At 73.6% G+C, this 26123-nt stretch carries 27 protein-coding genes; 11 read left to right on the top strand and 16 right to left on the bottom strand.

Translation table 11 applies throughout. The annotated features are described in order from the left end of the window. Positions 1 to 31: 31 nt before the first annotated feature. Entirely contained in the window at positions 32 to 412 is a 381-nt protein-coding gene (locus tag AB0O19_RS00745; RefSeq protein WP_363616629.1) for a hypothetical protein, read from the top strand. A gap of 203 nt (positions 413 to 615) precedes the next feature. On the opposite strand, the gene AB0O19_RS00740 is transcribed toward AB0O19_RS00745, so the two are convergent. Further along, positions 616 to 2001 carry a cytochrome P450 gene (locus AB0O19_RS00740; RefSeq protein ID WP_363616627.1) on the bottom strand — a complete coding sequence of 462 codons (1386 nt, stop codon included), beginning with the start codon at positions 1999 to 2001 and terminating at the stop codon, positions 616 to 618. Positions 2002 to 2109: 108 nt separating this feature from the next. After that, positions 2110 to 3192: an RNA ligase (ATP) gene (locus AB0O19_RS00735; protein WP_363616625.1), complete on the bottom strand. Its 1083-nt coding sequence runs from the start codon at positions 3190 to 3192 to the stop codon at positions 2110 to 2112. Between the two features lie 360 nt (positions 3193 to 3552). On the opposite strand from AB0O19_RS00735, the gene modA reads away from it, so the two are divergent. The 3 genes from modA to AB0O19_RS00720 all read left to right on the top strand — a co-directional run bounded on the left by modA (position 3553) and on the right by AB0O19_RS00720 (position 6534). Then, positions 3553 to 4407: a molybdate ABC transporter substrate-binding protein gene (gene modA / locus AB0O19_RS00730; protein ID WP_363616624.1), complete on the top strand. Its 855-nt coding sequence runs from the start codon at positions 3553 to 3555 to the stop codon at positions 4405 to 4407. Positions 4408 to 4496: 89 nt separating this feature from the next. Then, positions 4497 to 5318, top strand: coding sequence for an ABC transporter permease (locus tag AB0O19_RS00725; protein WP_363617006.1), 822 nt, complete (start codon positions 4497 to 4499; stop codon positions 5316 to 5318). Between the two features lie 64 nt (positions 5319 to 5382). Next, positions 5383 to 6534 carry an ABC transporter ATP-binding protein gene (locus AB0O19_RS00720; protein WP_363616622.1) on the top strand — a complete coding sequence of 384 codons (1152 nt, stop codon included), beginning with the start codon at positions 5383 to 5385 and terminating at the stop codon, positions 6532 to 6534. 60 nt (positions 6535 to 6594) lie between these two features. On the opposite strand, the gene AB0O19_RS00715 is transcribed toward AB0O19_RS00720, so the two are convergent. Further along, positions 6595 to 7254, bottom strand: a complete 660-nt coding sequence (locus tag AB0O19_RS00715; RefSeq protein WP_363579664.1) for a response regulator transcription factor — start codon at positions 7252 to 7254, stop codon at positions 6595 to 6597. Positions 7255 to 7298: 44 nt separating this feature from the next. Further along, a complete protein-coding gene (locus AB0O19_RS00710) occupies positions 7299 to 8501 on the bottom strand; it encodes a histidine kinase (protein WP_363616620.1) in 1203 nt (400 codons plus the stop codon). A gap of 179 nt (positions 8502 to 8680) precedes the next feature. Here AB0O19_RS00710 and AB0O19_RS00705 point away from each other — a divergent pair, with 179 nt between their 5' ends. The 3 genes from AB0O19_RS00705 to AB0O19_RS00695 are packed head-to-tail and all read left to right on the top strand — an operon-like array spanning position 8681 to position 11141. Continuing rightward, positions 8681 to 9619, top strand: a complete 939-nt coding sequence (locus AB0O19_RS00705; RefSeq protein ID WP_363616618.1) for an ATP-binding cassette domain-containing protein — start codon at positions 8681 to 8683, stop codon at positions 9617 to 9619. Continuing rightward, positions 9616 to 10371: a hypothetical protein gene (locus AB0O19_RS00700; protein ID WP_363616616.1), complete on the top strand. Its 756-nt coding sequence runs from the start codon at positions 9616 to 9618 to the stop codon at positions 10369 to 10371. Before AB0O19_RS00705 ends, AB0O19_RS00700 begins: the two co-directional genes overlap by 4 nt. Before the next feature lie 23 nt (positions 10372 to 10394). Continuing rightward, on the top strand, positions 10395 to 11141 hold the full coding sequence (locus tag AB0O19_RS00695) for a hypothetical protein (RefSeq protein ID WP_363616614.1): 747 nt from the start codon (positions 10395 to 10397) through the stop codon (positions 11139 to 11141). 128 nt (positions 11142 to 11269) lie between these two features. Here AB0O19_RS00695 and AB0O19_RS00690 read toward each other — a convergent pair whose 3' ends face one another. From AB0O19_RS00690 to AB0O19_RS00680, 3 genes are read right to left on the bottom strand one after another with little or no spacing between them, the layout of a single operon-like run. Then, positions 11270 to 11932: a response regulator transcription factor gene (locus tag AB0O19_RS00690; RefSeq protein WP_363616612.1), complete on the bottom strand. Its 663-nt coding sequence runs from the start codon at positions 11930 to 11932 to the stop codon at positions 11270 to 11272. Further along, positions 11932 to 13107: a histidine kinase gene (locus AB0O19_RS00685; protein WP_363616610.1), complete on the bottom strand. Its 1176-nt coding sequence runs from the start codon at positions 13105 to 13107 to the stop codon at positions 11932 to 11934. The genes AB0O19_RS00690 and AB0O19_RS00685 overlap by 1 nt, the downstream gene beginning before the upstream one ends. A 35-nt stretch (positions 13108 to 13142) precedes the next feature. Beyond that, complete coding sequence (locus tag AB0O19_RS00680; RefSeq protein ID WP_363616608.1) at positions 13143 to 13883, bottom strand: hypothetical protein; 741 nt, start codon at positions 13881 to 13883, stop codon at positions 13143 to 13145. Positions 13884 to 14437: 554 nt separating this feature from the next. Here AB0O19_RS00680 and AB0O19_RS00675 point away from each other — a divergent pair. Next, on the top strand, positions 14438 to 15211 hold the full coding sequence (locus AB0O19_RS00675; protein ID WP_363616606.1) for an SDR family NAD(P)-dependent oxidoreductase: 774 nt from the start codon (positions 14438 to 14440) through the stop codon (positions 15209 to 15211). A 98-nt stretch (positions 15212 to 15309) separates the two neighbouring features. Then, positions 15310 to 15891, top strand: a complete 582-nt coding sequence (locus AB0O19_RS00670; protein ID WP_363616604.1) for a DUF2269 domain-containing protein — start codon at positions 15310 to 15312, stop codon at positions 15889 to 15891. A gap of 24 nt (positions 15892 to 15915) precedes the next feature. Here the strand turns inward: AB0O19_RS00670 and AB0O19_RS00665 are convergent, their stop codons facing one another. The 3 genes from AB0O19_RS00665 to AB0O19_RS00655 all read right to left on the bottom strand — a co-directional run bounded on the left by AB0O19_RS00665 (position 15916) and on the right by AB0O19_RS00655 (position 18428). Continuing rightward, positions 15916 to 16719 carry an aminoacyl-tRNA hydrolase gene (locus AB0O19_RS00665; protein WP_363616602.1) on the bottom strand — a complete coding sequence of 268 codons (804 nt, stop codon included), beginning with the start codon at positions 16717 to 16719 and terminating at the stop codon, positions 15916 to 15918. A gap of 150 nt (positions 16720 to 16869) precedes the next feature. Then, positions 16870 to 17409 (bottom strand): hypothetical protein, encoded by a 540-nt coding sequence (locus AB0O19_RS00660; RefSeq protein ID WP_363616600.1) that lies wholly within the window; start codon positions 17407 to 17409, stop codon positions 16870 to 16872. 86 nt (positions 17410 to 17495) lie between these two features. Then, a complete protein-coding gene (locus AB0O19_RS00655; RefSeq protein WP_350875123.1) occupies positions 17496 to 18428 on the bottom strand; it encodes a hypothetical protein in 933 nt (310 codons plus the stop codon). Positions 18429 to 18550: 122 nt separating this feature from the next. Here AB0O19_RS00655 and AB0O19_RS00650 point away from each other — a divergent pair, with 122 nt between their 5' ends. After that, positions 18551 to 18922 (top strand): YbjQ family protein, encoded by a 372-nt coding sequence (locus tag AB0O19_RS00650; RefSeq protein WP_350875121.1) that lies wholly within the window; start codon positions 18551 to 18553, stop codon positions 18920 to 18922. A gap of 142 nt (positions 18923 to 19064) precedes the next feature. Beyond that, positions 19065 to 20165, top strand: coding sequence for an NAD(P)-binding domain-containing protein (locus AB0O19_RS00645; RefSeq protein ID WP_363617004.1), 1101 nt, complete (start codon positions 19065 to 19067; stop codon positions 20163 to 20165). 37 nt (positions 20166 to 20202) lie between these two features. On the opposite strand, the gene paaE is transcribed toward AB0O19_RS00645, so the two are convergent. The 6 genes from paaE to AB0O19_RS00615 all read right to left on the bottom strand — a co-directional run bounded on the left by paaE (position 20203) and on the right by AB0O19_RS00615 (position 25947). After that, positions 20203 to 21405, bottom strand: a complete 1203-nt coding sequence (paaE, locus tag AB0O19_RS00640) for a 1,2-phenylacetyl-CoA epoxidase subunit PaaE (protein ID WP_363616598.1) — start codon at positions 21403 to 21405, stop codon at positions 20203 to 20205. Further along, on the bottom strand, positions 21406 to 21972 hold the full coding sequence (paaD, locus tag AB0O19_RS00635) for a 1,2-phenylacetyl-CoA epoxidase subunit PaaD (protein WP_363616596.1): 567 nt from the start codon (positions 21970 to 21972) through the stop codon (positions 21406 to 21408). It abuts the gene before it with no gap. After that, on the bottom strand, positions 21966 to 22883 hold the full coding sequence (gene paaC, locus AB0O19_RS00630) for a 1,2-phenylacetyl-CoA epoxidase subunit PaaC (protein WP_363616594.1): 918 nt from the start codon (positions 22881 to 22883) through the stop codon (positions 21966 to 21968). Before paaC ends, paaD begins: the two co-directional genes overlap by 7 nt. A gap of 13 nt (positions 22884 to 22896) precedes the next feature. Continuing rightward, the gene (paaB, locus tag AB0O19_RS00625) at positions 22897 to 23190 is read right to left on the bottom strand and encodes a 1,2-phenylacetyl-CoA epoxidase subunit PaaB (protein WP_030056311.1); all 294 of its coding nucleotides are present in this window, start codon (positions 23188 to 23190) and stop codon (positions 22897 to 22899) included. After that, positions 23187 to 24248: a 1,2-phenylacetyl-CoA epoxidase subunit PaaA gene (gene paaA / locus AB0O19_RS00620; RefSeq protein WP_363616592.1), complete on the bottom strand. Its 1062-nt coding sequence runs from the start codon at positions 24246 to 24248 to the stop codon at positions 23187 to 23189. The genes paaB and paaA overlap by 4 nt, the downstream gene beginning before the upstream one ends. 301 nt (positions 24249 to 24549) lie before the next feature. Beyond that, the gene (locus AB0O19_RS00615; RefSeq protein ID WP_363616590.1) at positions 24550 to 25947 is read right to left on the bottom strand and encodes a M20/M25/M40 family metallo-hydrolase; all 1398 of its coding nucleotides are present in this window, start codon (positions 25945 to 25947) and stop codon (positions 24550 to 24552) included. Positions 25948 to 26123: the final 176 nt, after the last annotated feature.

Genomic DNA, 26123 nt, shown 5'->3' with positions numbered 1-26123 from the left:
GATCCGTACCGCTGAGCGAGGAGAAACCGCCATGCGAGGTCACATCGCCAGGAAGATCGCCACGTTCGGGGCGGCCGCCGCGGCCACCCTCGGCGTGCTCGGGACCACCACCCTGCCCGCCGCCGCCGCGCCCACCGTCGCCGCCGCCGACCAGACCATCACCGCCAATGCCGTCGGAGCCTCGCCCGAGGTGACCGCCGCCTCCTACCACTGCGTCATCACCGCGAACTACGGGTGGCGCTGGGAGGGCTACTGCAACGTCTACTCGGGCGAGTTGCGCACCATCACCTACTGTGCCAACGGCACGAGCACCACCGGCCTGTGGATCGGCGCCCGATCCCAGGCCTGGGACGTCTGGGGCAACTGCCCGGGCTCCACCTGGACCAGGATCGTGTTCCAGAGCCGGGGCTGAGGCACCGGCAGAGCCGATCGGGGGCGCCGTCCCGCCGGGGCGGCGCCCCCGCCGCGCACCCGCACCCCCCGGTGGGCGCCGGTCGGCCACACGCCCGGAGAAGCGGCGAACAGATGACAACAAACAGATGACAGATAACAGATTTCATCTTCTGTCATCTGAAATCTGAAACGCTGAAGGCTGAACGCTGAAGCTGTCAGCCGCTACCCGGCGAGCCCCTCGGCTCCCCGCGCCGTCACCCGGATCCGCATCGGGCTCGCCGCGCGGAGCGTGATGCCCTGGGCGAGCGCCACCCGCTCGTCCACCGCCTCCATCTCGAAGTCCCGCAGCAGCACGCCCAGGCTCAGCACCGATTCCAGCATCGCGAAGTGCTGCCCGATGCACGCCCGCGGACCACCACCGAACGGGTACCAGGCGTAGCGGTGCCGGTCCTTCTCCTGCTCGGGCAGGAAGCGGTCGGGGTCGAAGCGTTCCGGGTCCGGCCAGTGCCCCGGGTGCCGGTGGGTGACCAGTGGCGAGACGACGACCTGGGCACCCGCCGGAATCACGTACCCGTCGATGACCGTCTCGGCGACCGCCCGCCGCCCGACCAGGGCCGCCGCCGGGTAGAGCCGCATCGCCTCCTTCAGCACCCGGGTGATGTACGGCAGCGACTCCAGGTCCGCCGCGGTCGGTTCCCGACCGGCCAGCACGGTCTGCGCCTCCTGCTGGGCGAGCTTCCGCTGCTCGGGGTGCTTGGCGAGCAGGTGCAGCGCGAAGGCCAGCGAGGTGGCCGTGGTCTCGTGCCCGGCGAGCAGGAACACCAGTACCTGGTCCCGGAGTTCGGCCGGGTCGAGTTGCTCCCCGTCCTCGCCACGGGCCCGTCCGAGCAGTGTGAGCAGGTCGTCCGCGTCCTCGTCCAGGCCGCCGCGCGCGGCCCGCTCGGCGATGATCCGGTCGCAGACCGCGTACAGGGCGCGCTGGGCCTCGGCGCCGCGCCGGTTCGAGGGGGTCGGCCAGGCGCGCGGGATGCGGATCGCCGCGAAACCCCGGTCCCAGACGTACTCACCGAGCACCGGGAAGCTGCGGTCCACCACCGCCACCGCCTCCTCGACGTCCGCGCCGAACAGGATCCGGGCGACGGCTCGCAGCGCGAACCGGGACATCTCCTCCGCCGCGTCCACGACCCCGACCGGGATCGCGTTCCACCGCTCGGCGAGCGCCCGTGCCTCCCGGGCGACGGCGCCCGCGTAGCCGTCCACCCGGCGGCGGGTGAACAGCGGCTGGACCAGCCGGCGCTGGCGCTGGTAGTCGCCGTCCTGGCTGGTCAGCAGGCCGTTGCCGACGCTGGTCCGCAACTCGTCGTAGAAGGCGTTCTCCTTGCGGAAGTTGGCGGCCTCGCCGCCCAGCACCTGCTGGACGCCCTCCGGGGAGAACACCCCGTAGAACTCGACCCGCAGCCCGGGCGGCCCGACCCGGAACCGGACCACGTCCCCGTGGTCGCGGTGGGCGGCGAGGTAGGTGCGCAGCGGGCGGCGGGTGAGGTCGAACAGCGACCCGACCAGGGGGTTTCCGGCCGGCCCGGGGATGAGGGCGGTGGCGGCGGTCATCGGCACTCCATTCTCCACAGGCGACCCATCAACCTAGCTGACGAGCCATCAGCGCCGGAAGGCGCGAAAGCGCGCGGGAGGGCGCGAGAGGGCGCGACGGGGCGGGGATCACTCGTACTCGGTGCCGCCCCTGCGCGTCAGGTAGGCGTCACCGACCACCTTGGCGATCGCCCGTCCGCCCACCACCGGGCTCCAGCGCTCGGTCACCGGCCGGACCACCACGCCTTCGCGCAGGTGGAGTTCACGCCCGGAGACGGTCTCCTTGCCCTGGGCGAAGGCCAGCACGGTCTCCGGGTCGAACGGCCCCCGCCACAGTTCGGGCACCAGCGGCAGTTCGCCGTCGAGCAGTTCGGCAGCGAGCAGTTCGGCGGCGGAGTACCACCTCAGCTGCCCGTCCACCACGGCCGACACGTCGAACACGGCGTAGCCGGGCAGTTCGGCACGGCCGGAGGCCCCGTACGTCAGGTCCTGCACACCGGCGCCGAAGACCTCGCCGAAGACGCCGACCCGCTCGGCGCCCAGCCGCTCGGCCAGTCGGGCCGCCACGGCGGGGAGGTCGTACGCGCGCACGGCCCGCCAGTACAGGTTGCGCTCGTCCTCGACCAGTGAGAGCCCCTGCGCCCCGATGCCCTTGGACGACACCCGGACCTCGCCGGTGGCGGCGGTGTACGTCATCAGGCAGCAGCTGCCGTGCAGCTTCTCGGTCAGCACCACGGGCTCGCCGGGCTCGAAGACGTCGGGGTAGCGCTTGAGGTTCTCGATGTCCACCCAGGGCAGCAGGTCGGGCGCGCTCAGCACGTCGCCGCTCATGGAGGTCGGTACCGGGGGCTGCCACTTGACGACTCCGAGCAGCTCGGCGAAGTCCTCGCCGCGCCCGGCGGCGTCCGCCAGGTCGGTGCCGGCGAGCGCGGCCGGCAGGCAGACGATGCCCTGGGACAGCTCACCGCGCAGCCGGACGGCCCTCACCCGGTCGGACTTGCTGCCGGCCAGCTTGCCCGTCAGGCCCAGCTCCTCGATCAACTCCACCGGGAGGACCGACTGTTCGGGGATGTAGACGGCGTAGTCGCCGGTCCGGTACCTGCCCTTGGCGACCACCGCCCGATAGAGGCCGACCTGCGCGAGCTCCAGTGCGTCGGCGTTCGGGTGCTCCAGGACGACCAGCTTCTCCGCGGTGACGCGCAACGTGGACATGGACGGACCCCTCCTCCTCTTCTGGGCCGTTCGGCCCGGGTGGTGTGTACGGACTGCCGTACGAATCGCCCCCACTCTGTCCGCCCGGCCACCCCCTGCGCGACGTAATTTCCCCGGCAGCACGCTCACGCCGGCCCTCACGCAGGCCATCACGCCGACCCCCGCAGCACTCCCGCTCCGGCGCCGTCCGTGCACGTTTGAGCCTTCGCACAGCCGGGCGGAGAGCGCCGCCACACCCCGCCTGTGCGAAGCGACAGAGGACTTATCACTCGCATTTGCGGCACTATGATCACCGTAATGGCCGCACCTGCGGCCTCACTCCGCGCCCCTTCCGGCGCGCGCCCTGGAGGGGAAGCCCCGATGAGCACCCGTACGACCACCCGCAGACTCGCCGTCGCCGCCGCGGCGGCCCTCGTCCTCAGCCTCGGGGCCACCGCCTGCGGCAGCGACGGCGGTGGCAAGTCCGGCAGTTCCTCGGCCGCTTCGACGGCGGGTTCCTCGGCCTCGTCGGCGGCCGGTGGCGGCAGCGTCCCGAAGGCCACCGGCGACATCACCGTCTTCGCCGCCGCCTCGCTCAAGGAAACGTTCACCGACCTCGGCAAGAAGTTCGAGGCCGCGAACCCGGGCGCCAAGGTCAAGTTCAACTTCGGCGGCAGCTCCAGCCTCGCCACCAGCATCAACTCGGGCGCCCCGGCGGACGTGTTCGCCGCCGCCAGTCCGGCCACCATGAAGACCGTGACCGACGCGGGCGGCGCGAGCGGCGACCCGAAGACCTTCGTCAAGAACACGCTCACCATCGCCGTGCCCAAGGGCAACCCCAAGCACGTCGCGGGCCTGAACGAGCTCACCGCCTCCGGTGTGAAGGTCGCGCTGTGCGCAAAGGAGGTGCCGTGCGGCGCCGCCGCCCTGACCGCGCTCAAGGCCGCCAACGTCAACCTCACCCCGGTGACCCTGGAGCAGGACGTCAAGGGCGCGCTGACCAAGGTCGAGCTCGGCGAGGTCGACGCCTCGCTCGTGTACAAGACCGACGTGAAGGCGGACGCTGGGAAGATCGACAGCGTGGACTTCCCCGAGGCCGACAAGGCCGTGAACGACTACCCGATCGCCGCCCTGGCCAAGGCCCCGAACAAGGACGGCGCCGCCGCCTTCGTCGCGTACATCCAGTCGCCCGAGGCCAAGCAGGTGCTCACCGCGGCGGGCTTCCAGGCGCCGTGAGCGACCGCACCACCAAGCGCACCACCGGCACCGGGCGCACCACCGAACGCACCACCGGCACCGGGCGCACCACCGACACCGGGCCCGGCGTGGCAGGAACGGCGAAAGCCCTGCCACGCCGGCGCCGGCGCACCCACCGCGTCCCGGTCACGCTGCTGCTCCCGGCGCTGCTCGGGCTGGCGTTCCTGATCCTGCCGCTGGTCGGCCTGCTCGTCCGGGCGCCCTGGAGCAGCCTGTCCGAGCAGCTCACCAGCGCCGCCGTCTGGGACGCCCTGCGTCTGTCGCTGATCTGCGCGACGGCGGCCACGGCGGTCTCGCTGGTCCTCGGCGTCCCGCTGGCCTGGCTGCTCGCCCGCACCGAGCTACCGGGCCGACGGGTGATCCGGGCCCTGGTCACCCTGCCGCTGGTGCTGCCGCCGGTGGTCGGCGGCGTGGCACTGCTGCTGGTCCTCGGACGGCGCGGCATCGTCGGTTCCTGGCTGGACTCGGCCTTCGGCATCACGCTGCCGTTCACCACGACCGGAGTGGTCATCGCCGAGGCGTTCGTGGCGATGCCGTTCCTGGTGATCAGCGTGGAGGGCGCGCTGCGCGCCGCCGACCCCCGCTACGAGGAGGCGGCCGCGACCCTGGGCGCCTCCCGGCTGACGGCGTTCCGCCGGGTGACCCTGCCGCTGATCGCCCCGGGGATCGCCGCCGGGGCGGTCCTCGCCTGGGCCCGGGCGCTCGGCGAGTTCGGCGCCACGATCACCTTCGCGGGCAACTTCCCGGGCCGCACCCAGACCATGCCACTGGCCGTCTACCTCGCCATGGAATCGGACCCCGAGGCGGCGATCGCGCTGTCGCTGGTCCTGCTGGTGGTCTCCGTCGCGGTCCTGGTCGGCCTGCGCGACCGCTGGATGTCGACCCCGTGACGGCCCCGCGAGCCCCGGGCCGGAGCCCGGCCACCGCTGCCCCGACCCCCTGGACGCCGCCCCGATGAGCACCTCCCCCACCGACCCCACCGACTCGGCCGACCCGGCCGACTCGGCCAACCCCACCGACCCCACCTCCACGGCCGCCGCGGCTGCACCTGCACCCGCCCTCGACGCCCGGCTGCGGGTGGAACGCGCCGCGTTCACCCTCGACCTCGCCCTCACCGCCGCACCCGGCGAGGTGATCGCGCTGCTCGGCCCGAACGGCGCCGGCAAGTCCACCGCCCTGCGCGCCCTCGCCGGACTGCTCCCGCTCACCGGCGGCCACCTGCGCCTGGACGGACGCCTGTTGGAGGAGCCCGGGCAACGCGTGCACACCCCCGCCGAGGAGCGTCCCGTCGGCGTGGTGTTCCAGGACTACCTGCTCTTCCCGCACCTCAGCGCGCTCGACAACGTCGCCTTCGGCCCGCGCTGCCAGGGCCGCCCCAAGCGTGCCGCCCGGGCCGAGGCGGCCGGTTGGCTGGAGCGGATGGGCCTGGCCGACCACGCCTCCGTACGACCCGGCAGCCTCTCCGGCGGCCAGGCCCAGCGGGTGGCGCTGGCCCGGGCGCTGGCCGTCCGCCCCCGACTGCTGCTGCTGGACGAGCCGCTGGCCGCTCTGGACGCCCGCACCCGGCTCGACGTACGCGCCCAACTGCGGCGTCATCTGGCCGAGTTCGAGGCCGTGGCGGTGCTGGTGACGCACGACCCGCTGGACGCGATGGTGCTCGCCGACCGGCTGGTGGTGATCGAGGGCGGGCACGAGGTGCAGTCCGGCAGCCCGGCGGAGGTCGCCCGGCGGCCGCGCACCGACTACATCGCGCGCCTGGTCGGACTGAACCTGTACCAGGGCGTGGCCGAGGGCCACCAGGTCACGCTCACGGCCGGCACGGTCCTGGCCACCACCGAGGAGCTGTCCGGCCCGGCCTTCGTCGCCTTCCCGCCGTCCGCCGTGACCCTGCACCGCGAACGACCCCAGTCCAGCGCACGCAACGTGTGGAAGGTCGAGGTCACCGGCCTGGACCTGCACGGCGACCAGGTGCGCGCCGACCTCGCGGGCGAACTCCCGATGGCCGCCGACCTCACCCCGGCCGCCGTCGCCGAGCTGGGGCTGGCGCCCGGATCCGAGGTCTGGGCCTCCGTCAAAGCCACCCAGACCCACGCGTACCCGGCCTGACCCCGACACCGCGCCGGGCCGCCCGCGTCTCCGCCGAGTTCCTGCCCGCTGCGCTCTGCGCTACTCCGACGGCTCGACGAAGCCCGACTCGTACGCGGCGATCACCGCCTGGGTGCGGTCCCGCGCCCCGAGCTTCGCCAGCACACTGCTGACGTGGGTCTTCACCGTCTGCACGCCGAGGAACAGCAGCTCGGCGATCTCCCCGTTGCTGAGGCCGCGCGCGACCAGCCGCAGCACCTCCGCCTCGCGCTCGGTCAGCGCCGCCCGCTCCATGGTCGCGCGGGCGGCGGGATTGCCGTGGCCGGCCGCGAGGCGGCGGATCGTGGCCGGGAACAGCAGTGACTCGCCCGCCGCCACCAGCCGTACCGCGTGCGCGATCTCGGCCGCTCGGGAGCGCTTCAGCAGGAAGCCGTCGGCGCCCGCGCGCAGCGCCTGGTAGACGTAGTCGTCGTTCTCGAAGGTGGTGACGACCAGGATCTTCGGCGGCTGGTCCCCCGGCGCGCCGGGGCGCAGGAGCTCGCGGGTGGCCGCCAGGCCGTCCAGCACCGGCATCCGGACGTCCATCAGGACGACGTGCGGGCGCAGCGTGCGGGCCAGCGCCACCGCGTCGGCGCCGTCGGCGGCCTCACCGACCACCCGTAGGTCCCCCTGTGCCTCCAGGACGGCCCGCATCCCGGCCCGGACCAGTTCCTCGTCGTCGGCGAGCAGGATGTCGATCATCCCGGCGGAGCCCCTCGACGGTCCGTCGCCCACAAGATCGTTCGTCACGAGCCCAAGCGTAGGGGCAACCGGACGGCGAGCACCCACTCCCCGCCCCCGTCGCCCGAAACCCCGGCGGTGGCCTCCCCGCCGAGCAGCGTGGCGCGCTCCCGGATGCCGCGCAGCCCCTTGCCGCCCTTGCCCGCCGCGCCGCCCGGGAGACGCGCCGGAACGCCGCCGACCGCCGGGCGATTGGCGCAGCGCAGCTCCAACTGCCCGCCCTGAACGGCGATCCGGACGCTGACCGGCTCGCCGGGCGCGTACTTGAGCGCGTTGGTGACACCCTCCTGGACGATCCGGTAGGACTCGCGGGAGAGCACCCCGGGCAGCGCGCCCGCCGACACCTCGATCCGCGCCTCGACCGGGCTCCCGGCCGACCGTGCGGTGTCGAACAGTGCGGGCAACTGGTCGACACCGGGCTGTTCGGTGGCCGTTCCGTTGCCGGCCGTACCCTCCGGCGTCTCGCGGAGCAGGACGAGGGTGCGTTCGAGGTCCTCCATGGCCCGGCGGCCGGTCTCCTCGATGACTTCGAGCGCCTTGGCGGTGAACACCTGGTCCCCGACCTCCCGCGCGGCACCCGCCTGAAGGACCGTCACCGTCAGTGCGTGGCCGATGGAATCGTGCAGCTCGCGGGCCAACCTGTTGCGCTCCAGCAGCCGTTCGGCGCGCAGCTCCGCCTCCGCCAGCCGCTCCGTCGGGGATGGCCCCAGCAGCCTCACGGCCATGGCGAGTTGGAGGCGCCCGGCGGACACCACCAGCCAGCCGTAGCCGAGCACCAGCACCGGGGCGAGCGGGAGGTACCAGAACGAGTCCGGTCCGGTCAGCAGGTCGTAGCCGCTGGTGAGGCCGAAGGCCGTCGCGAACCCGACCACCGAGCCGAGCACGACCCGCCCGATCAGCCAGCCGGCGGTGCGCCGCCGGTCCGCCCAGGTGCGGGAGGACTCGGCGGCGATGTCCTCCTCGCGGTCGGGCAGCAGCAGCAGCCGCGCCTGCACCCCCTCGGCGCGTCGCGTCGCGGGGACGAGGGCGACCAGGGCGAGCAGGGCGGTGTCCACCGCGGCGCCGGCGATCACGATCTCGCCCAGGCTCTTGTGGTACGTCCCCGGGTAGATCATCAGGACGACGCCCACGAAGATCCACCCGACCAGCAGGTGCAGCAGGCGCGCGTACGTGGCGCCGGCCAGCAGCGGCGCGAGGATCCTGGGCATTCCACCATCCTGCCAGCTCAGCGGCCGGCCCGGGCTCCCCCGCCGGCCTGCCGCCGCCTCCCTCCCGGGAGGGAGGCGGCTCCCGACCCCGGCGGGATCCGCCGGTACGGCCCGCTCCGGTCGAATGTGACCACCAGCCGGACGACCCGGCACCGGAGCACCGAGAGGGGAGCGCGGCCGTGATCGAGATCCAGGGCCTCACCAAGGAGTACGACGGTCGGCGCGTCGTCGACGACCTGTCCTTCGAGGTCCGGCCCGGCCTGGTGACGGGCTTCCTCGGCCCGAACGGCGCCGGTAAGAGCACCACCATGCGCCTGATCCTCGGCCTGGACCGCCCCACCGCCGGTAGCGCCCTGGTCGGCGGCCGCCGGTACACCGAACTCGTCCAGCCGCTACGACAGGTGGGCGCCCTGCTGGACGCCCACGCCCTGCACGGCGGCCGCACCGCCGCCGGCCACCTGCGCTGGCTCGCGGCGAGCAACGGCCTGGCGCCGCGCCGGGTGGACGAGGTGCTCGCCCAGGTCGGCCTGACGGACGCCGCCGGACGGCGGATCCGCGGCTTCTCCCTCGGTATGCGCCAGCGGCTCGGGGTGGCCGCCGCGCTGCTCGGCGACCCGCCGGTACTGCTGCTGGACGAACCGGTCAACGGTCTCGACCCGGAGGGCATCCGCTGGATCCGCACCCTGTTGCGCGAACTGGCCGCCGAGGGCAGGTCGGTGCTGGTGTCGTCCCACCTGATGACCGAAATGGCGCTCACCGCCGACCACTTGGTGGTCATCGGCCGTGGTCGGCTGCTCGCGGACGCCGCCACCGCCGAGTTCATCGACCAGCACGGCCGGACCAGGATCCGCGTCCGGGCCGTCAACTCGGCCAAGCTCGCCGCCCTGTTCGGCGGCGACCTGCTCCGGCAGTCGGACACCGCCGGCAACCTCACCGCGACCGAGGTCGACGACGGCGCCTGGGAGGTGACCGGCGCCGAACCCGAGCAGATCGCCTCGCTCGCCGCCGCACACGGCGTGGTCCTGTACGAGATCGCGGTCCAACAGGACTCGCTGGAGGAGGCGTTCATGCGGATGACCGCCGACAGCGTCGAGTACCGCGCCGAGGCCACCGCATGAGCCCCGACTCAACTCTCCGGCACCACCTCTGCGCCTTCGACGCCGAGCGGATCAAGCTCGCCACCCTCCGTTCGCTCTGGATCACCCCGCTGCTCGCCTTCGCGCTCACCGTGGGCACCACCACGGCGATCGGTGCGGCCCTCGGCGGCTCGGAGCACAACCTCACCGACGACCCCGGCGTGGGCGTCTTCTACGGGCTCAACTTCGGCCAGGCCGCGCTGGTCTGCTTCGCGGTCCTGCTGATCGGCCAGGAGTTCAACACCCGCATGATCGACGTCTCGCTGACCGCCGTCCCCCGGCGCGGACGGCTGTACGGCGCCAAGCTCACGCTCGGCGCGCTGGTCGGACTCGGCGTCGGCGCGGCGGGCACGGCGGGCGCCTTCGCCGGGTACGCGGCCACCGTCCCCGGCGACTGGGACGGCCCCGCCTTCGTCCGCAGCGCCACCGCCGGCGTGCTCTACCCGGTGCTGCTGGTGGTGTTCTGCCTCGGCGCGACCGCGCTGCTCGGCAACCTCACCGCCGCCATGGGACTGCTGGTACCGGTCGTCTTCCTGCTCTCGCCGCTGCTCGGCGGCGTGGCCGGGGTGCGGCAGGTGGCCCAGTTCCTACCCGACCGGGCCGGCCAGTACGCACTGCACTACGTCGACGACCCGCAGGTCTCGTACGGGCACTGGACCGGACTGCTGATCATGGCCCTGTGGGCCGGCGCCGCGGCCTACGGCGGCCTGCTCGCCCTGCGGCGCGCCAAGTGACCACGAACGAAGGGAAGATGACCATGAGCGCGGCCCACGCCCTGCGCGCCGAACGGATCAAGTTCACCACCCTGCCCTCCCAGTGGGCGGCCCCGCTGGTCGCCCTGGTCCTGACCGTCGGGGTCACTGCGGCCGTCAGCGCCGCCTCCGACCCCAAGACCGTGGCCCCCGGCACTGACCCGGCCAACGGGATCTACTACGGGCTGCTCTTCGGGCACGTGGCCGTGGCCTGCCTCGGGATCCTGCTGATCGGCCAGGAGTTCAACACCCGCATGATCAGCACCTCGTTCATCGCCGTCCCCCGGCGCGCTCGGCTGTACGGCGCCAAGCTCACGCTCGGAGCCGGGCTGGGCCTGCTGCTCGGGCTGGCGTCGACGGCGGGCTCGTTCCTGGCCGTCGACGCCACCGTCGGATTGGACTGGTCAACCCCCGGCCTGGCCCGCAGCTTCGTGGCCGGCGTGCTCTACCACCCGCTGCTGGTACTGCTCTGCCTCGGACTGACCACGATGCTGGGCAACTTCAGCGCCGCGCTCGGCCTGCTCGGCCCGATGGTGTTCCTCGGCACCACCTGGCTGGCGGCCATCCCCGGCGTCCGCGAGGTCGGCCAGTTCCTGCCCGACCGGGCCGGCCTGTACGCGATGCACACCCGGACCGAGGCCGGCATCCACTACGGCCACTGGACCGGACTGCTGATCATGGCCCTCTGGACGGCCGCAGCCGCCTGCGGCGGGCTGCGGGCGATCCGGCGGCACCAGGCTTCCGGCGAGTAGCGCCCGACCGCGGGCAGTGGGCCGGTGGCCGATGGCAACAAACAGCGAACAGATAACAGCGAACAGATAACAGATTTCGAAGTCTGTTATCTGTTCGCTGTTATCTGTTCGCTGCCATCTGTCACTCGTCACCCGAGCCAGCCGGGGCGGACCAGGCCGGACTCGTAGGCTAGGACGACCAGTTGGGCACGGTCGCGGGCGCCGAGCTTGACCATGGCGCGGCTGACATGCGTCTTGGCGGTCAGCGGGCTGACCACCAGGCGGCGTGCGATGTCCTCGTTGGAGAGCCCGAGCCCGACCAGGGCAAGCACCTCGCGTTCGCGTTCGGTGAGCATCTCAAGGCCGACCGCCCGCGGTTCCTTCGAGCGGGCGGCGAACTCTCCGATCAGGCGCCGGGTGACGCCCGGCGAGAGCAGCGCGTCGCCTGCGGCAGCGACCCGGACCGCCCGGAGCAGTTCGGCCGGCTCGGCGTCCTTGACGAGGAACCCTGCCGCGCCCGACCGCAGCGCCTCGAAGACGTACTCGTCGAGCTCGAAGGTGGTCAGTACGACCACCCGCACCCCGCCGAGCTCCGGGTCGGCCCCGATCCGCCGGGTGGCCTCCAGGCCGTCGAGGCGGGGCATCCGGATGTCCATCAGCACCACGTCGGGGCGCAGCTCGACGGCGAGGCGCAGGGCCTGCTCGCCGTCGTCGGCCTCGCCGACCACCTCGACGTCGAGCTGGGCGTCGAGCAACGCCCGGAACCCCGCCCGGACCAGCATCTGGTCATCCACCAACAGCACCCTGATCATCAGTCACCCCTCGTCAGGCGGGCCCGGACTCGGAAGCCCGCGTCGTACGGGCCCGCCTCCAGGGCGCCCCCGAAGGCGGCGACCCGCTCCCGCATCCCGATCAGTCCGGCTCCCGAGCCGCCCGCGTCGCCGCCGCCCACCGGGCCCGGGTCGTCGATCTGCACGGTGAGGCCGTCGGCCGTCCGGGAGAGCAGCACGAAGGCCGTCCGGGCGGCGGAGTGGCGGATCACATTGGTCAGGGCTTCCTGGACGATCCGGAAGGCGGCCCGCTGGACGGCGGCCGGGACCTCCCCGAAGACGCCCTCGGAACGGACGCTGACGGTCAGGCCTGCCCGGCCGGCCTGGTCGACCAGTTCGTCCAGCCGGTCCAGGCCGGGGGCGGGAGTGCGCGGCGCGGTGGCCCCCGGTCCGCGCAGCGTGCCGAGGACCTGCCGGACCTCGCCCAGGGCCTCCTTGCTGGCGGCCTTGATCGTCGCCAGGGCGCTTCTGGCCTGTTCCGGGCGGGTGTCGATGAGTTCGAGCGCCACCCCGGCCTGGACGTGGATCAACGAGATGCTGTGCGCCAGGATGTCGTGCAGCTCGCGGGCCATCCGCAGCCGCTCCTCGTCGACGCGGCGCCGCTGTGCCTCCTCCGCGGCGGCTCTGGCGGCGGCGGACTGCTCGCGGCGGGTCCGGGCCAGTTCCGCACCGGTCGCGATGAGCAGCAGCACCGCCGTGAGGCCCAACTCCTGCCAGGCGTTGGCCTGCCAGCTCTTGGCCCGCAGCCAGTCGTGCGGAACCGCGTAGCTCATCAGCAGCTGACCGGCGTAGAAGGCGCCGCCGCAGGCCCAGGCCGCCCGCCGTTGCCCGCACTGGACCGCGGCGAAGAACGCCACACCAAGGCTGACGAAGACCGGGCCGTACGGGTACCCGGCGAGCAGGTAGCCGATGGTGACCGCCGTGGTGCCGACCATGACCGCCGCCGGGTGGCGGCGGCGCAGCAGCAGCGCGGCGGGGCCGAGCAGGAGCAGCGCGTAGCCGAGGGCGTCGAGCTGGACGCGGTCGGGCTGCCGGTGCCCTGCGCCGACCGTGCCCGCCACCTGGAAGCAGGCGACGGCCAGCGACGAGAGCACGGGCAGGCCCGCCCGGCCGGACCGGTTCCACGGCGGCTTCCACGACGGGCGCAACTCGTTCATGCCGGAAGGCTAGTGCGGCGCGCCACACCCGGGCATCACCTCGCGGGTGCGGGCGCAGCTACTCCCGCCGTAGTACGCGACTGGCCCGTGGAGGGGGTGCCGCCGTCCCGACGCCACAGCGTCAGGCTCACCGCGACGAACCAGAGGAAGCCGACGTAACGTCCGACCGGGATCAGCAGCGTGGCCGGCTCGGCGACCAGCGAGAGCAGAGACAACATGCTCGCGGCGGACAGGGCCAGTCCGGACCAGGCCACCCAGGCGGGCAGCGCCCGGCTCACCAGCGCGGTGCGCGACACCTGCCACAGGACCACGCCGAGCGTACCGATCGCGGGCGCGGCGCCGGTGATGAAGGCGAGGTCCATGAGGGCGCGGGACACCGGCAGGTCCGCGGCGGTGCCCAGCAGCGACAGGACCCAACCCGCGCTCGCGGACAGCACCAGCAGGACCCCGGACGCACTGCCCGCCGCCCGGACCACACCCGCCCGCACCGGGGTGTCGTAGCGGCCCACGAACTCTGTGAGCCAGGGGACGAACGCCAGCAGCGCCAGCGCCGAGAGCAGTTGGAACAGGGCTCCCACCTGAAGCGAGCGGTGCAGCGCCGCCGGATCGGCGAGCAGGTACTTCCGCACCACGTCGTCACTGGAGTACGGGGTGGCGAACGGCCCGGAGGGCGCGGTGATGCCGCTGATGACGAGGCTGGCCACGAAGAGGAGCACGTACAGGATGCCGCTGAGCGCTCCCGCGGACGAGCGGCGGGGCGAGGTGAAGGACGACAAGGTCGACAGCCTCCAGGCAAGGGACGGCGCCGGCTGGAAGGCCCACGTCCGGCGCGGTTCAGTTCACCGCGCCGGCCGCGCCGGGGCGTCCTCCGGAGGAAGGCTTCCGCCGTACGCCCGCGGGGGTACCGGATCGCCGGCCGCCCTCACACAGGCCTGGTGCTTCGGCCGCGGGTCGCACCAAGGGCTCGGCCACCAAGAGAGCATTCGCCTTGTGTCGTGTCAGCAGCTGGTCTGAGACTGGCACTTCGACCTCCTCCCAGCGTCGTACCACCGGGACGCGACGCTACGTCAGCAGGAGTATCCCGACGGCCGCCGCTCGGGCGACGACGGCGTGCAGGCGCGGCGACGAGGATTCCTGGGGTCGGCACGGGCGGCAGGTGCCCGCATCGGCGGATCAGTCCGGGGCGACGCGCCGGCCGCCAGGCCGGCGCCCTCAACCGGCGCGACGCCCGGCCGAAGCCGATGACGCCACGGTCCCCTCCCATGTCTGACGAGACCACGCCGCCCGCCGGCCGATTCACCGTCAACCGAGAACCCACGGAGCCACACCGATGACCACGCCACTGCCCACCTATCCCGATCTCGCGGGCAAGGCCGCCCTCGTCACCGGAGGTTCCCGGGGCATCGGAGCCGAGACGGCAAAGGCCCTGGCCGCCAACGGTGTCAAGGCAGCCGTCGTCGGCCGCGACCGGAGTGCCGTCGACCGGACGGTCGGAGAGATCCGCGCGGCAGGCGGAACGGCGGTCGCGATGACGGCCGACTGCACCGATCCCGCCGACCTCGTGCGGCTGCGTGCACAGGCCGAGCAGTCCGTCGGTCCGATCGAAGTGCTCTGCGCGTTCGTCGGCGGAGGCGGCGACCCGGTGCCGATCGAGCAGATGAGCCTGGAGCACTGGCGCTCGGTGGTCGACCTGAACCTGACCACCACCTTCCTGGCCGTGCAGACCTTCCTGCCCGGCATGATCGAGCGCGGCAGCGGTTCGATCATCACCATGGCGTCCACCGCCGGGCGGCTTCCCGGCGGTGCCGCAGCCTCCTACGCGGCGGCCAAGGCAGGCGTGCTGATGTTCACCCGCCAGGTCGCGCAGGAGGTGGGCCGGTACGGCGTGCGGGTCAACTGCCTCGCTCCGTCCCTGATCATGACGGAGAGCCAGCAGGAGCGCATACCCGCCGACAAGCTCCCGCTGATCGTCAGGCAGTTCCCGCTGGGCCGCGCAGGAGTGCCCGCCGATGTCGCTCACGCCGCGCTCTTCCTCGCGTCCGAGTCGTCGTCCTGGCTGACCGGCCTGACGATCGACGTGGCCGGCGGGCGCATCATGCTCTGACGCCGGTGGCCGGCCGCAGCCACCGGCCGGCGACCACGGCGCTCGCCACGAGAGCCTGACGCAGGCCCCCTCCCCCGTCGCCTCCCGAAGGACCCCGTATGACCACCCCCGCCGCGTCCTCCGCGGCAACGCCCCGTCCGGGCGCCCGGCAGCCCAAGAACTTCCGCCTCTCACCGACTGCCCGCAAGAGCGCGGTGGTCGTGCACATCGTCAGCTCGGTCAGCTGGCTGGGCCTGATGCTCTGCCTGCTCACACTCGGCACGACAGGGCTGCTGACGGACAGCGCGGAGACCCTGCGCAGCGCCTACCGGATGATGCCGCTCCTCGGCGACGCGCTGGTCTTCCCGCTGAGCCTGCTCTCCCTGCTGACCGGACTGCTCCTCGCGCTCGGCACCCCCTGGCGCCTGTTCAGGTACCGCTGGGTTGCCGTCAAGTTCTGGCTCACCCTGGCCGCCACCGCCGCCTCGATCTTCGAACTCACCGCCCGGCTGCACGAAGCGGCCCACCTGGTGGACCAGCACCCCACCGGCACCATCGCGGACATGCACCTCGGATTCACCCGCTACAACCTGGTGATCATCCCGATCGTCGCGCTGTCGGTGTACGTCGCCAACGTCGTGCTCTCCGTCGTCAAACCGTCGGGACGCCACCATGCCCGGTCACGGCCCAGTGGCGGGTGAGCCGAGGCAGGGCCGAGCTCGCTGTCAGACCTCAGCAGTCCCCCGCAATGCCGGGTGGTCCGCGATCACCGTGCAGCTACCCGGCGCGATCTCGGTGAAGCCCGCATCCCGGACCAGCGGCAGACCGCTGGCGACCAGCCCCTCCCACGCCTCCGCCGGGGCCGTCCGCACCGCGAGCGCGAATCCGGCCTCGGCCCACTCCTTGCGCTGCGCCTCGTCCAGCCGCCACCAGGCCAGCTGGGCGGCGTGGCCGGTCTGCGCCATCGTCTTGCCCGCGCTCATCTCCAGCTCCGGGTTGAGCCACAGCACCGGCAACCCGGGCTCAGGAGCGCCGACCTCGGCGGTCTCCTCCAAGTCCGTCCCGGAGACCTGGAGCTTGGCGAGGTCCTTCGGCCAGCCGTCCAACGGAACCGGCGGAAACACCCGTACCTCGGCCTCCCGTCCGCTCACCGTGATCCCCGGCAGTTCGCCCGCCCGGCGCCACTCCCCGCCCCGGGCCCGCCGGACCACCTTGCGGATCCGGGCGTCCTCCCAGGCCTCGACCCGCTCCGCCCACTCGCCGTCCGCGTCGGTCACCCGCGAGTCGGACAGCAGGGTGAGCACCGCCCGGGCCGAGGTCTCCAGCGCGTCGGTCCGCCCGGGCGGCGTGGCCTTCTCCAGCCGGACGAGCAGCGGCAGCACGTACTGCGGCCGCGCGTCACGGTCCGCCGGGGCCGGGGCGTCGTCGGCGGCGGCAACGGGCGCCGGGGCGTCGTCGGCGGCGGCAACGGGCGCCGGAGCGGAATCGGAAGCGGCATCGGGAGCAGGGGTGTCGAACGGAGAAGTCACCCGTCCAGCATGCCAGCCCCGCCACCCCGGTGATCACGCGGTGCCGGGAGCCCCGTACGACCCGGCCCTAACCACCCGAGCCGCCGCCCTCTCCACCTCCGCCCCTACACGCCCCCGCCCCTGCACACCCCCGCCCCCACACACCGCCGCTCAGCGCAGCCGCTGCCGCAGTTCGTCGACGGCCGACCGGATGCCCGCGCTGTAGGCGTCCTCGGGGAGCGCGTCCAGGCTGCGCACGGCGCGTTCCAACTGCTCGCGCGCGAGGTCGGGCTCGCCGAGCTTGAGGTGGTCCGCGGCCAGGTTGAGGTGCAGCGAGGGGTAGAACGCGCGCACCTGGAGCGCGGACTCGTAGGTCTGGGCACGCTCGGCGGTCAGCGAGTCAGCGGCGGCCAGCGCCCGCCGGTCCCACTCCAGCTCGTCCTGCGGATGGTCCTGTAGGTCGGCCAGGTAATGGGCGAGGACGCAGCGGTGGAAGACGTCGCCCCGCTCGCCGAGCGCCGCCCAGAGCGCCTCGAAGCTGGCCCGCGCCTCGGCCGTCCGCCCGCGCTGGGCGGCCTGCACACCGTCCAGTCCGAGCGCGATCCGGCTGAGCACCTGGTCGTCCCGGCCCTCCGGACCGTCTGCCCGGGCCGGACCGTCCGCCCTGTCCGGCCCCCCGGGTACCGCACGCACATCAGACGTATCGGACATGCCCGCAGCCTAGTCGCCCACCCGTCGCAGCGCCCGAAGAGCACTTCGCACCATCCCGACCAGGGCCAACCCGGCCCGACGGCCGGTCAGCGCCGGTAGCCGCGCTGCGGGTCCCGCGCCTCCGCGTCCTCGTACGTCAGGAACCAGCCCTCCGGGTGCGTGGCCGCCAGCAGCACCTCGGTGCGCTGCTCGGCGCCCAGCTCCGGGTCGCCGTCGTCCGGTCCGTAGACGCCGAACAGTTCGTCGTGACAGCCGTCCCAGTCGTAGTCGTACAGGTCGGCCGGCAGGTCGCCCATCATGTCGGCCACCGACTCGGGCTGCGCGCCGAGCAGGGCCCGGGCGTCCACCAGGGCCATCCGCAGCCCGATGTCCTCGGCCAGACATCGCGGCAGCGGCCATTCACCGAGCGCGAGGTCGTCGGCCAGGTCGTCGAAGGCCCGGGCCATGGCGCGGCGCCAGTTCCGGTGCAGCCGCCAGGTGCGCTGGGGCAGGCGGGCGTAGACCGCCCAGTCGGCGTCCTCGCCGTCGACGACCGGGTCGTCACCGTGCTCGTCGAAGTCGTCGTAGGCGGCGTCGGCCAGGCCGATCAGCTGGGCGTGCAGGAGGCAGGCGGTGCGCGGGGTGAGGGTCCAGTCCGCGCCGGCGCCGCCGTCCTCGTCCTCGTCGCCCTCCAGCGGGAACAGCTCGGCGAAGTCCGGCGCGAAGTCCTCGGTGACGCTGATCTCCAGCGTGCCGCCGATCGCCTCGACCCCGGGGATCGCGGCCACCAGCCGGTCCGGGTGCAGCAGGGCGCCGAGCGCCGCGTTGGCGTCCTCGGAGACCTCGCGCAGCAGCTCGCGGCGCTGGCCGGCCGGGTCGACGCCCTCGAACACCAGCTCCTCGACGGCCCTGATCGCGGCGGCGCGCAGCGCCGGCCAGTCGGTGATCCGCAGGCCCAGCACCACCGTCGCCTCGATCTCCTGCGCGCCGGAGTCCTCCGCCGCGCCCGGCCCCTGTGGATGATCGCTTCGCTCGCCCATGGGGCTACGGTACGGCCTTTCGGCCGCCCGATCACCGGTCTGAGCCAGCTTCTGGACCCCTTCTCGGCCATCGCCCGGCCCCGCCTCGATCACTCGGACGTACGACACGGCAGGATGGACCCATGGCTGACATCAACGAGTACGGCGGCGGGCAGGGCCCGAACGCCGACGTCCTGGTCGTGACCACCAACGACATCCCCGGCTTCCGGGTCGATCATGTGATCGGCGAGGTCTTCGGGCTGACCGTGCGCAGCCGCCACCTCGGCAGCCAGATCGGCGCCGGACTGAAGTCGCTGATCGGCGGCGAGCTGCGGGGCCTGACGAAGACCCTGGTCGAGAGCCGCAACGAGGCGATGCAGCGGCTGATCGAGCAGACCAAGGCGCGCGGCGGGAACGCGGTGCTGATGATGCGCTTCGACGTGACGGAGGCGGCGGACGTCGGCACCGAGGTCTGCGCCTACGGCACGGCCGCGGTGATCTCCCCGGTCGTCTGACGCGCCGCCCGCGCGGGGCGCCACGCGGCGGGACCGCAAGCACCCGCGGACGCGGGAACACCCGCCGCACCCCCGATGTTTCACCGGCGTGACTGTTTACGGTGCAACCAATGGCGGGCAGCGGCACGCGGACGTCCTGGTAGTGGACGTCCACGTGGTGGACGTCCTGGTGGTGGGCGCCGGACAGGCCGGACTGTCCGCCGCCTACCACCTCCGCCGCCGCGGCTTCGCCCCCTACCGGGCGGACGCCGACGGCGGCTTCGTCGTGCTCGACGCCAACCCCGCGCCGGGCGGCGCCTGGGCGCACCGCTCACCGTCCCTGCGGATGGCCACCGTGCACGGTTTCCACGACCTCCCGGACGCCGAACTCCCCGCGCCCGACCCCGAGGCCCCGGCGCGCGAGGTCGTGCCGGGGTACTTCGCGGCGTACGAAGCCCGGCACGCGCTCCCGGTCGTACGCCCCGTCGCCGTTCGCGCGGTGCGCGCCGAGTCGGACCGCCCGGACTCCCGGCTGCTGGTCGAGACCGACCACGGCACCTGGTCCACGCGGGCGCTGATCAACGCCACCGGCACCTGGACCCGCCCGTTCCTGCCCCACTACCCGGGCCACTTCGCCGGTCGCCAGCTGCACTACGCCGACTACCGCGGCCCCGGGGAGTTCGCCGGCCGGCGCGTCCTGGTGGTGGGCGGGGGCGCTTCGGCGATCCAGGTGCTGTCCGAGGTGGCGGCGGTCGGCGAGACGGTCTGGGTCACCCGGACCCCGCCCGTCTACCACGAGGGGCCGTTCACCCCCGAGTACGGGCGCGCGGTGGTCGCCAGGGTCGAGGAACGGGTCCGGCAGGGCCTGCCGGTGCGCAGCGTGGTGAGCGTCACCGGGCTCGGCCCGTCCGTCGCCTACCGGCGTGCCGAGGAGCTGGGCGCACTGCACCGCCGCCCGATGTTCGACCGGCTCACCGAGCACGGCGTCGCCTGGGGGGAGGAGGAGCTGGCGGTGGACGCGATCGTGTGGGCCACCGGCTTCCGCCCGGAGGTCGGCCACCTGGCCCCGCTCGGCCTGCGCTCCCCCGGCGGCGGCATCGCGCTCACCGGCACCCGCGCCACCGCCGATCCGCGCGTCCACCTGGTCGGCTACGGCCCGTCCGCCAGCACCATCGGCGCCAACCGGGCCGGTCGCGCCGCCGTCAGCGACCTCGTCCACCTGCTCGGCGACCCGGCCGGGCTGCCCGCCCCGGCCGTGGTCTGAAGCAGTGCAGGAGGGGAAGGGCGGGGCGGTCGGCCGCTCAGCGGTCGTAGTCGACCGTCACCCGGTCGGTGATCGGGCGGGCCTGGCAGGTGAGGACGTAGCCGGCAGCCAGCTCCTTCTCCTCCAGCGCGAAGTTGCGGCGCATCTCGACCTCGCCCTCGGTGACCAGCGCACGGCAGGTGCCGCAGACCCCGCCCTTGCAGGCGAACGGCAGGTCGGGGCGGGAGCGCTGGGCACCGTCCAGGATCGAGCGGTCGCACGGCAGGGAGAGCGTGCTGCCGCGCCCGTCCAGGACGACGGTGACCTCACTGTGCGGGCCGTCGGCCGCTCCCGCCGCGCCGTCCCGGTCCTCCGGTCGCTCGGACACCGGCTCGTCCTCGGCGTGGAACAGTTCCTGGTGCACGCGCTCGCCCGGCACGCCCAGCCCGGCGAGCAGCTCCTTCGCCCCCGCGACCATCCCGAACGGGCCGCACAGCCACCAGTGCCCGACGCTCCCGACATCCACCAGCGCCCCCAGCAGCGCCCCCACCCGCTCCGGGTCCAGCCGCCCGCTGAGCAGTTCGGCGTCACGGGTCTCCCGGGACAGGACGTGGACCAGCTGGAAGCGGCCGAGGTAGCGGTCCTTCAGGTCGGCCAGCTCGTCCGCGAACATCACGGTGTCGCTGCGCCGGTTGCCGTACAGCAGGGTGACGGTGGAGCTGCGGTCGGCGGCCAGGACGGACGCGGCGATCGACAGCATCGGGGTGATGCCGGAACCGGCCGCGAGCAGCACGTGCTCGGCCGGAACGCCGAGGTCGGGGGTGAACAGGCCCGACGGCGTCAGCACGTCCACCTCCTCGCCCGGCCCCGCGTCCCGGACCAGCCACCGGGAGAACAGCCCGCCGGGCACCTCCCGGACGGCGATCCGCAGCGGCCCGTCGGCGGGGGCGCAGATCGAGTACGAGCGGCGCTCGTCGACGCCGTCCACCACCTTGCGCAGCGTCAGGGTCTGCCCCGGCCGGAATACGAAGTCCGCCGCGAGCCCGTCCGGCACCTCGAAGGTCACCGCCACGGCGTCGTCGCAGAGCCGCTCGACCCGCTCGATCCGCAGCCGGTGGAAGGTCGGGCGGCGGGCGGGGCGCAGCGTGGACACCGCGGCCTCAGCGGGAGTTTCGGCGTGCGCGGCGGCGGAGGCTTCGGTCTGGGAGGCGTCGGCCTGGGACGCGGCGGGCTGGGACGCGGCGGGCGAAGCGGCGGGCATTCAGATCTCCTTGACGCGTTCGAACGGCTCCCGGCAGGCGCGGCAGCGCCAGAGCGCCTTGCAGGCGGTGGAACCGAAGCGGGACAGCTCCTCCGTGTCCGCGCCGCCGCAGCGCGGGCAGGGCACGGGGGCGGCTGCGGAAGCGAAAGCGGCAGCGGAGGTGCCGGCCGGAGCGGCGGTGCGGGTGGGACCGAGCGCGAGCGGGACCGGGCCGGCCACGCCGACGGCGGAGGTCGGACGCGGCGGGGCGATACCCGCCTCGACGAGTTTGCGGCGGCCCTCGGCGGTGATCAGATCGGTCGACCACGGCGGATCCAGCCGCAGCCGGACCCGGACGTCCCGGTACCCGGCCGCGCGCAGCCGGCGGTCCACGTCGGCGGCCATCTCGGCCACGGCGGGGCAACCCGAGTAGGTCGGGGTCAGCCAGGCGGTCACCGCGCCGTCGTCCACCGCCACCTCGGCCAGCACGCCCAGGTCGGCCAGGGTCAGCATGGGCAGCTCCGGGTCCGGCACGGCCGCCGCGACCTCCCAGGCCGTCCCGCGCTCCGTCAGCGCCGCGCTCACCACGTCGCCCCCGGGTGCGCGCGGGCCAGCACCTGGAATTCGGCGAGCAGCGGGCCGAGCGCCTCGGTGTGCACGCCGTCCCGGCCGGCCCGGCCGAGCACGGTGGCCAGCGGCCGCACGTCCGGTACGGTCAGCCCGGCCTCGGCGAGAACGGCGCCGAGCGAGCGCAGCACCGGTTCGCGCAGCGCCGCCGGATCGGCGCCCGTCCGCAGCTCCACCGGGTGGGCCGTGAACAGTTCCTCCAGCAGCGGCCAGAGCGCGTCCAGCCCGGCCTGCATCCGCGCCGAGGAGTACGGCGTGCCGTCACCGAGCCGAAGCGTCCAGGCGGTGGCGTACTCGCGGTGGTACGCCAGCTCCTTGACGCCCCGGGCGGCGACCGCCGCCAGCACCGGGTCCGGGTGCGCGCTCAGCGCCTCGTACAGGGCGCAGCGCGCGGTGGCGAACAGCAGCAGCCGGGCGATCGAGTGGGCGAAGTCGCCGTTCGGGGCCTCGACCAGCCGGACGTTGCGGAACTCGTGGTCCTCCCGCCAGTAGGCCAGGTCGTCCTCGGTGCGGCCGGAGCCGTCCGCCTGGCCGGCCCGGGTGAGCAGCAGCCGGGCCTGGCCGAGCAGGTCGAGGCCCAGGTTGGCGAGCGCGACCTCCTCCTCCAGTTCGGGCGCCCGGGTGCACCACTCGATCAGCCGCTGGGAGAGGATCAGGGCGTCGTCTCCGAGCATCAGGCAGTAGACGGCGAGGTCCGCGCCGTCCACTCCGGCGGGCACGGCGGTGTCCACGCCGAGCAGCGGGTCGGCGAAGCCCGTCCCGTACGCCCAGCGGCCCTCGCCCTCGGGGCCGGGCGTGGCTTCGGCGAGGCCGAGGTAGACGTGGTCGGCGGCGTCGACGTCAGCGCCGACCTGCGTGCTGTGGTCCTGCATGGCGGTTCCCCCGTCAGATGTGCGGGACATCCTCGGGGATGTCGTAGAAGGTCGGGTGGCGGTAGACCTTGTCCCCGCTGGGCTCGAAGAACGGGTCGCGCTCGTCCGGGGTGGAGGCGGTGATCGCGTCCGAGCGGACCACCCAGAGGCTGACGCCCTCGTTGCGGCGGGTGTAGAGGTCGCGGGCGGCGAGCAGGGCCATCCGGTCGTCGGCCGCGTGCAGCGAACCGACGTGGACGTGGTTCAGCCCGCGTCGGGGGCGCACGAACACCTCGTACAGCGGCCAGCCGGCCTTGGACTCGGTCACTTTCCGTTCTCCTGTTCCGTGGGCTCGCCCGTACGCCCGGGCTGCCCGGCTTCGACGGGCGGTTCGGATCCGGTGGGCCGCCCGGGTTCGGCGGACTGTTCGGCGCGGCGCTTGGCCGCGTAGGCGACGGCCGCCTCACGGACCCAGGCACCGTCCTCGTGCGCCGTCCGGCGGCGTTCGACCCGCTGGGCGTTGCACGGGCCCTGGCCGTGGATGACCCTGGTCAGCTCGGACCAGTCCGGCTCGCCGAAGTCCCAGCCGCCGCGTTCCTCGTTCCGGCGCAGCTCGGGATCCGGGAGCGTGACGCCCAGGTGCTCGGCCTGCGGGACGGTCATGTCGACGAAGCGCTGGCGCAGCTCGTCGTTGGTGTGCCGCTTGATCCGCCAGGCCATCGAGCGGGCGGTGTTCGGCGAGTCGGCGTCCGGGGGCCCGAACATCATCAGAGACGGCCACCACCAGCGGTCCACCGCGTCCTGGACCATCCGGCGCTGCGCCTCGGTGCCGCGCATCAGTGTCATCAGCAGCTCGTAGCCCTGACGCTGGTGGAACGACTCCTCCTTGCAGATCCGCACCATCGCGCGGGCGTACGGGCCGTAGCTGCAGCGGCACAGCGGGACCTGGTTGCAGATCGCGGCGCCGTCGACCAGCCAGCCGATCACGCCGACGTCGGCGAAGGTGAGGGTCGGGTAGTTGAAGATCGAGGAGTACTTCTGCCGGCCGGAGATCAGCTTCTCGGTCAGCTCGGCGCGGTCGACACCCAGGGTCTCGGCGGCGGCGTAGAGGTAGAGGCCGTGGCCGGCCTCGTCCTGGGCCTTGGCGAGCAGGATCGCCTTGCGGCGCAGCGAGGGGGCGCGGGTGAGCCAGTTGCCCTCGGGCTGCATGCCGATGATCTCGGAGTGGGCGTGCTGGGCGATCTGGCGGACCAACGTGGCCCGGTAGGCGTCGGGCATCCAGTCCCTGGGCTCGATCCGCTGCTCGGCGGCGACGACCGCCTCGAACCGGTCCTCCTGCGCCTGCGCGGGGACCGCCTCGGCCACCTCTGCTGTCACCACGATCACCTCTCGTGTCCCGCGCCGGCGCCCACGGCGCCAACCGACTGACCGTTCGGTCGGTACCATTCTGCGCGGCGAGGTGGAGGGATGGCAAGGGACGCGGGTGAGGGGCGGGGTTCCGGGCGGCGGACAGTCGTCGACGGGCGGGCCACGGCGGGCGGGCGGGCGGGCGGGCGACAAACAGATAACAGCTAACAGATTTCATTATCTGTTAGCTGTTATCTGTCAGCTGTTACTTGTCATCCGTCTTCTGTTCTCTGTTCCCTGTTCCCTGTTCGCCGACAGCCCCCGGCCGCCGGCAGCCCGCTCAACCCTCCGTGCGGTCGCGCAGCCTCGGCAGCGGTACGGCGAGGAGCGCGGCCAGCAGGGCGATCCGGGGTGCCAGCTGGTCGAGCCGGATGTGCTCGTGCCGGGCATGAGCGCCGGCACCGACCGCGCCGAAACCGTCCAGCGTCGGCAGCCCGCGCGAGCCCGGCAGATTGGTGTCCCCCGCACCGCCCGCCGGACCGCCGTCCAGCTGCTGCCCGAGCACCGCGGCGAGTGAACGAACGTGCCGCAGCAGCGGGTTACCGGTGCGCTCGGGCCACGCCGGACGGCTGGACAGCACCTCGGTCCGGACCCTGGCCCCCGGGCGCAGCGCGGTGAGCCGAGCCAGGTTGTCGAGCGTACGGCGCTGCGCCTCGACGGTGGAGAACCGCAGGCCGAGCTCGGCCTCGGCCCGGCCCGCGACCACGTTGGCCCGCGAACCCCCGCTGATCCGACCGGCGTTGAGCTCCGTCCCCGGCTGTCCCGCGAGGCCGCGGACGACGACGAGCTGGTCGACGAGTTCGTCGACCGCCGACACCCCGTCGTGGGCGTCGTTGCCCGCGTGGGCCTCACGCCCGGTGACGGTGAGCCGGACCCGGGTGCTGCCGCGCCGAGCCGTCTTCAACCGGCCGTCGGGGTGCGGAGGTTCGAGCCCGAGGACCGCGGCCGCGCCGCGCAACTGGCGCTCGACCAGGCGCCGTCCGTCCGGACTGCCGACCTCCTCGTCGGAGACGACGACCAGCCGGACGGCGCGGTGCGGCCGCTGTCCGAGGTCGGCGAGCAGGGCGAACGCGCCTTCCAGGATGGCGAGTCCGCCCTTCATGTCGACGACGCCGGGGCCGCTGAGCAGACCGTCCTGCTCGGTGACCGGCCAGTCGGCGAGGGTGCCGACCGGCCAGACGGTGTCGTGGTGGCCGACGATCAACAGGTGCGGCAGCGTCTCGTCCTGTCCCTCCCACTCCAGGACCAGGTGGTCACCGGCCGGCCCGGGCTCGCGTCGCGCGGTGGCACCGGTGGCGCTGAACCCGGCGCTCAACTCCTCGGCGAGAGCGTCGAGTCGGGGCACGTCTCCGCTGGGCGACTCGATCCGGGCCAGGTCCGTGCACCGGCGCCGGACGGCCCCGGCCAGCGTACGGGCACGGGTGCTGAGGGCCTGCGGCAGGCCGGGGAGTGCGGCGGTCGCGGCAGCGGTGGCCGAGGCTGTGACGGTGACCGTGGCCGTGGCCGTGGCATGAGCGGTAGCGGTAGCAGTAGCGGTAGCGGTGAGGGCCTCACCGTCAGCAGCGGCCGGGAGGTCGACGGGGGCGCGGTCCGAGGCAGGGGCGGGCGCGGGGGCGGAGTCACCGTCGGGGGCGGCGGCACTCGGCGCGGCGGGCGACCCGACGATCTGGGGACTCAACGTTCGCCTCCGCGGCCGCCGCCGGTATTCAGCGGCCGGACCGGCCGGCCACCCCAACCCGGCTGCCAGGCCCGGCCGGACCGCGCCGATCGACCGGGATGGTGCCCGGCCCTTCGGAACGGACCGTCTGGCCCAAGTGCGGTGGAACGGCTGGGCGGCGTGCTTGGCATTGCGTC

The organism is Kitasatospora sp. NPDC091276, from assembly GCF_040684355.1.
Lineage (GTDB): Bacteria > Actinomycetota > Actinomycetes > Streptomycetales > Streptomycetaceae > Kitasatospora.
This window is presented reverse-complemented; position numbering and strand designations above follow the sequence as displayed.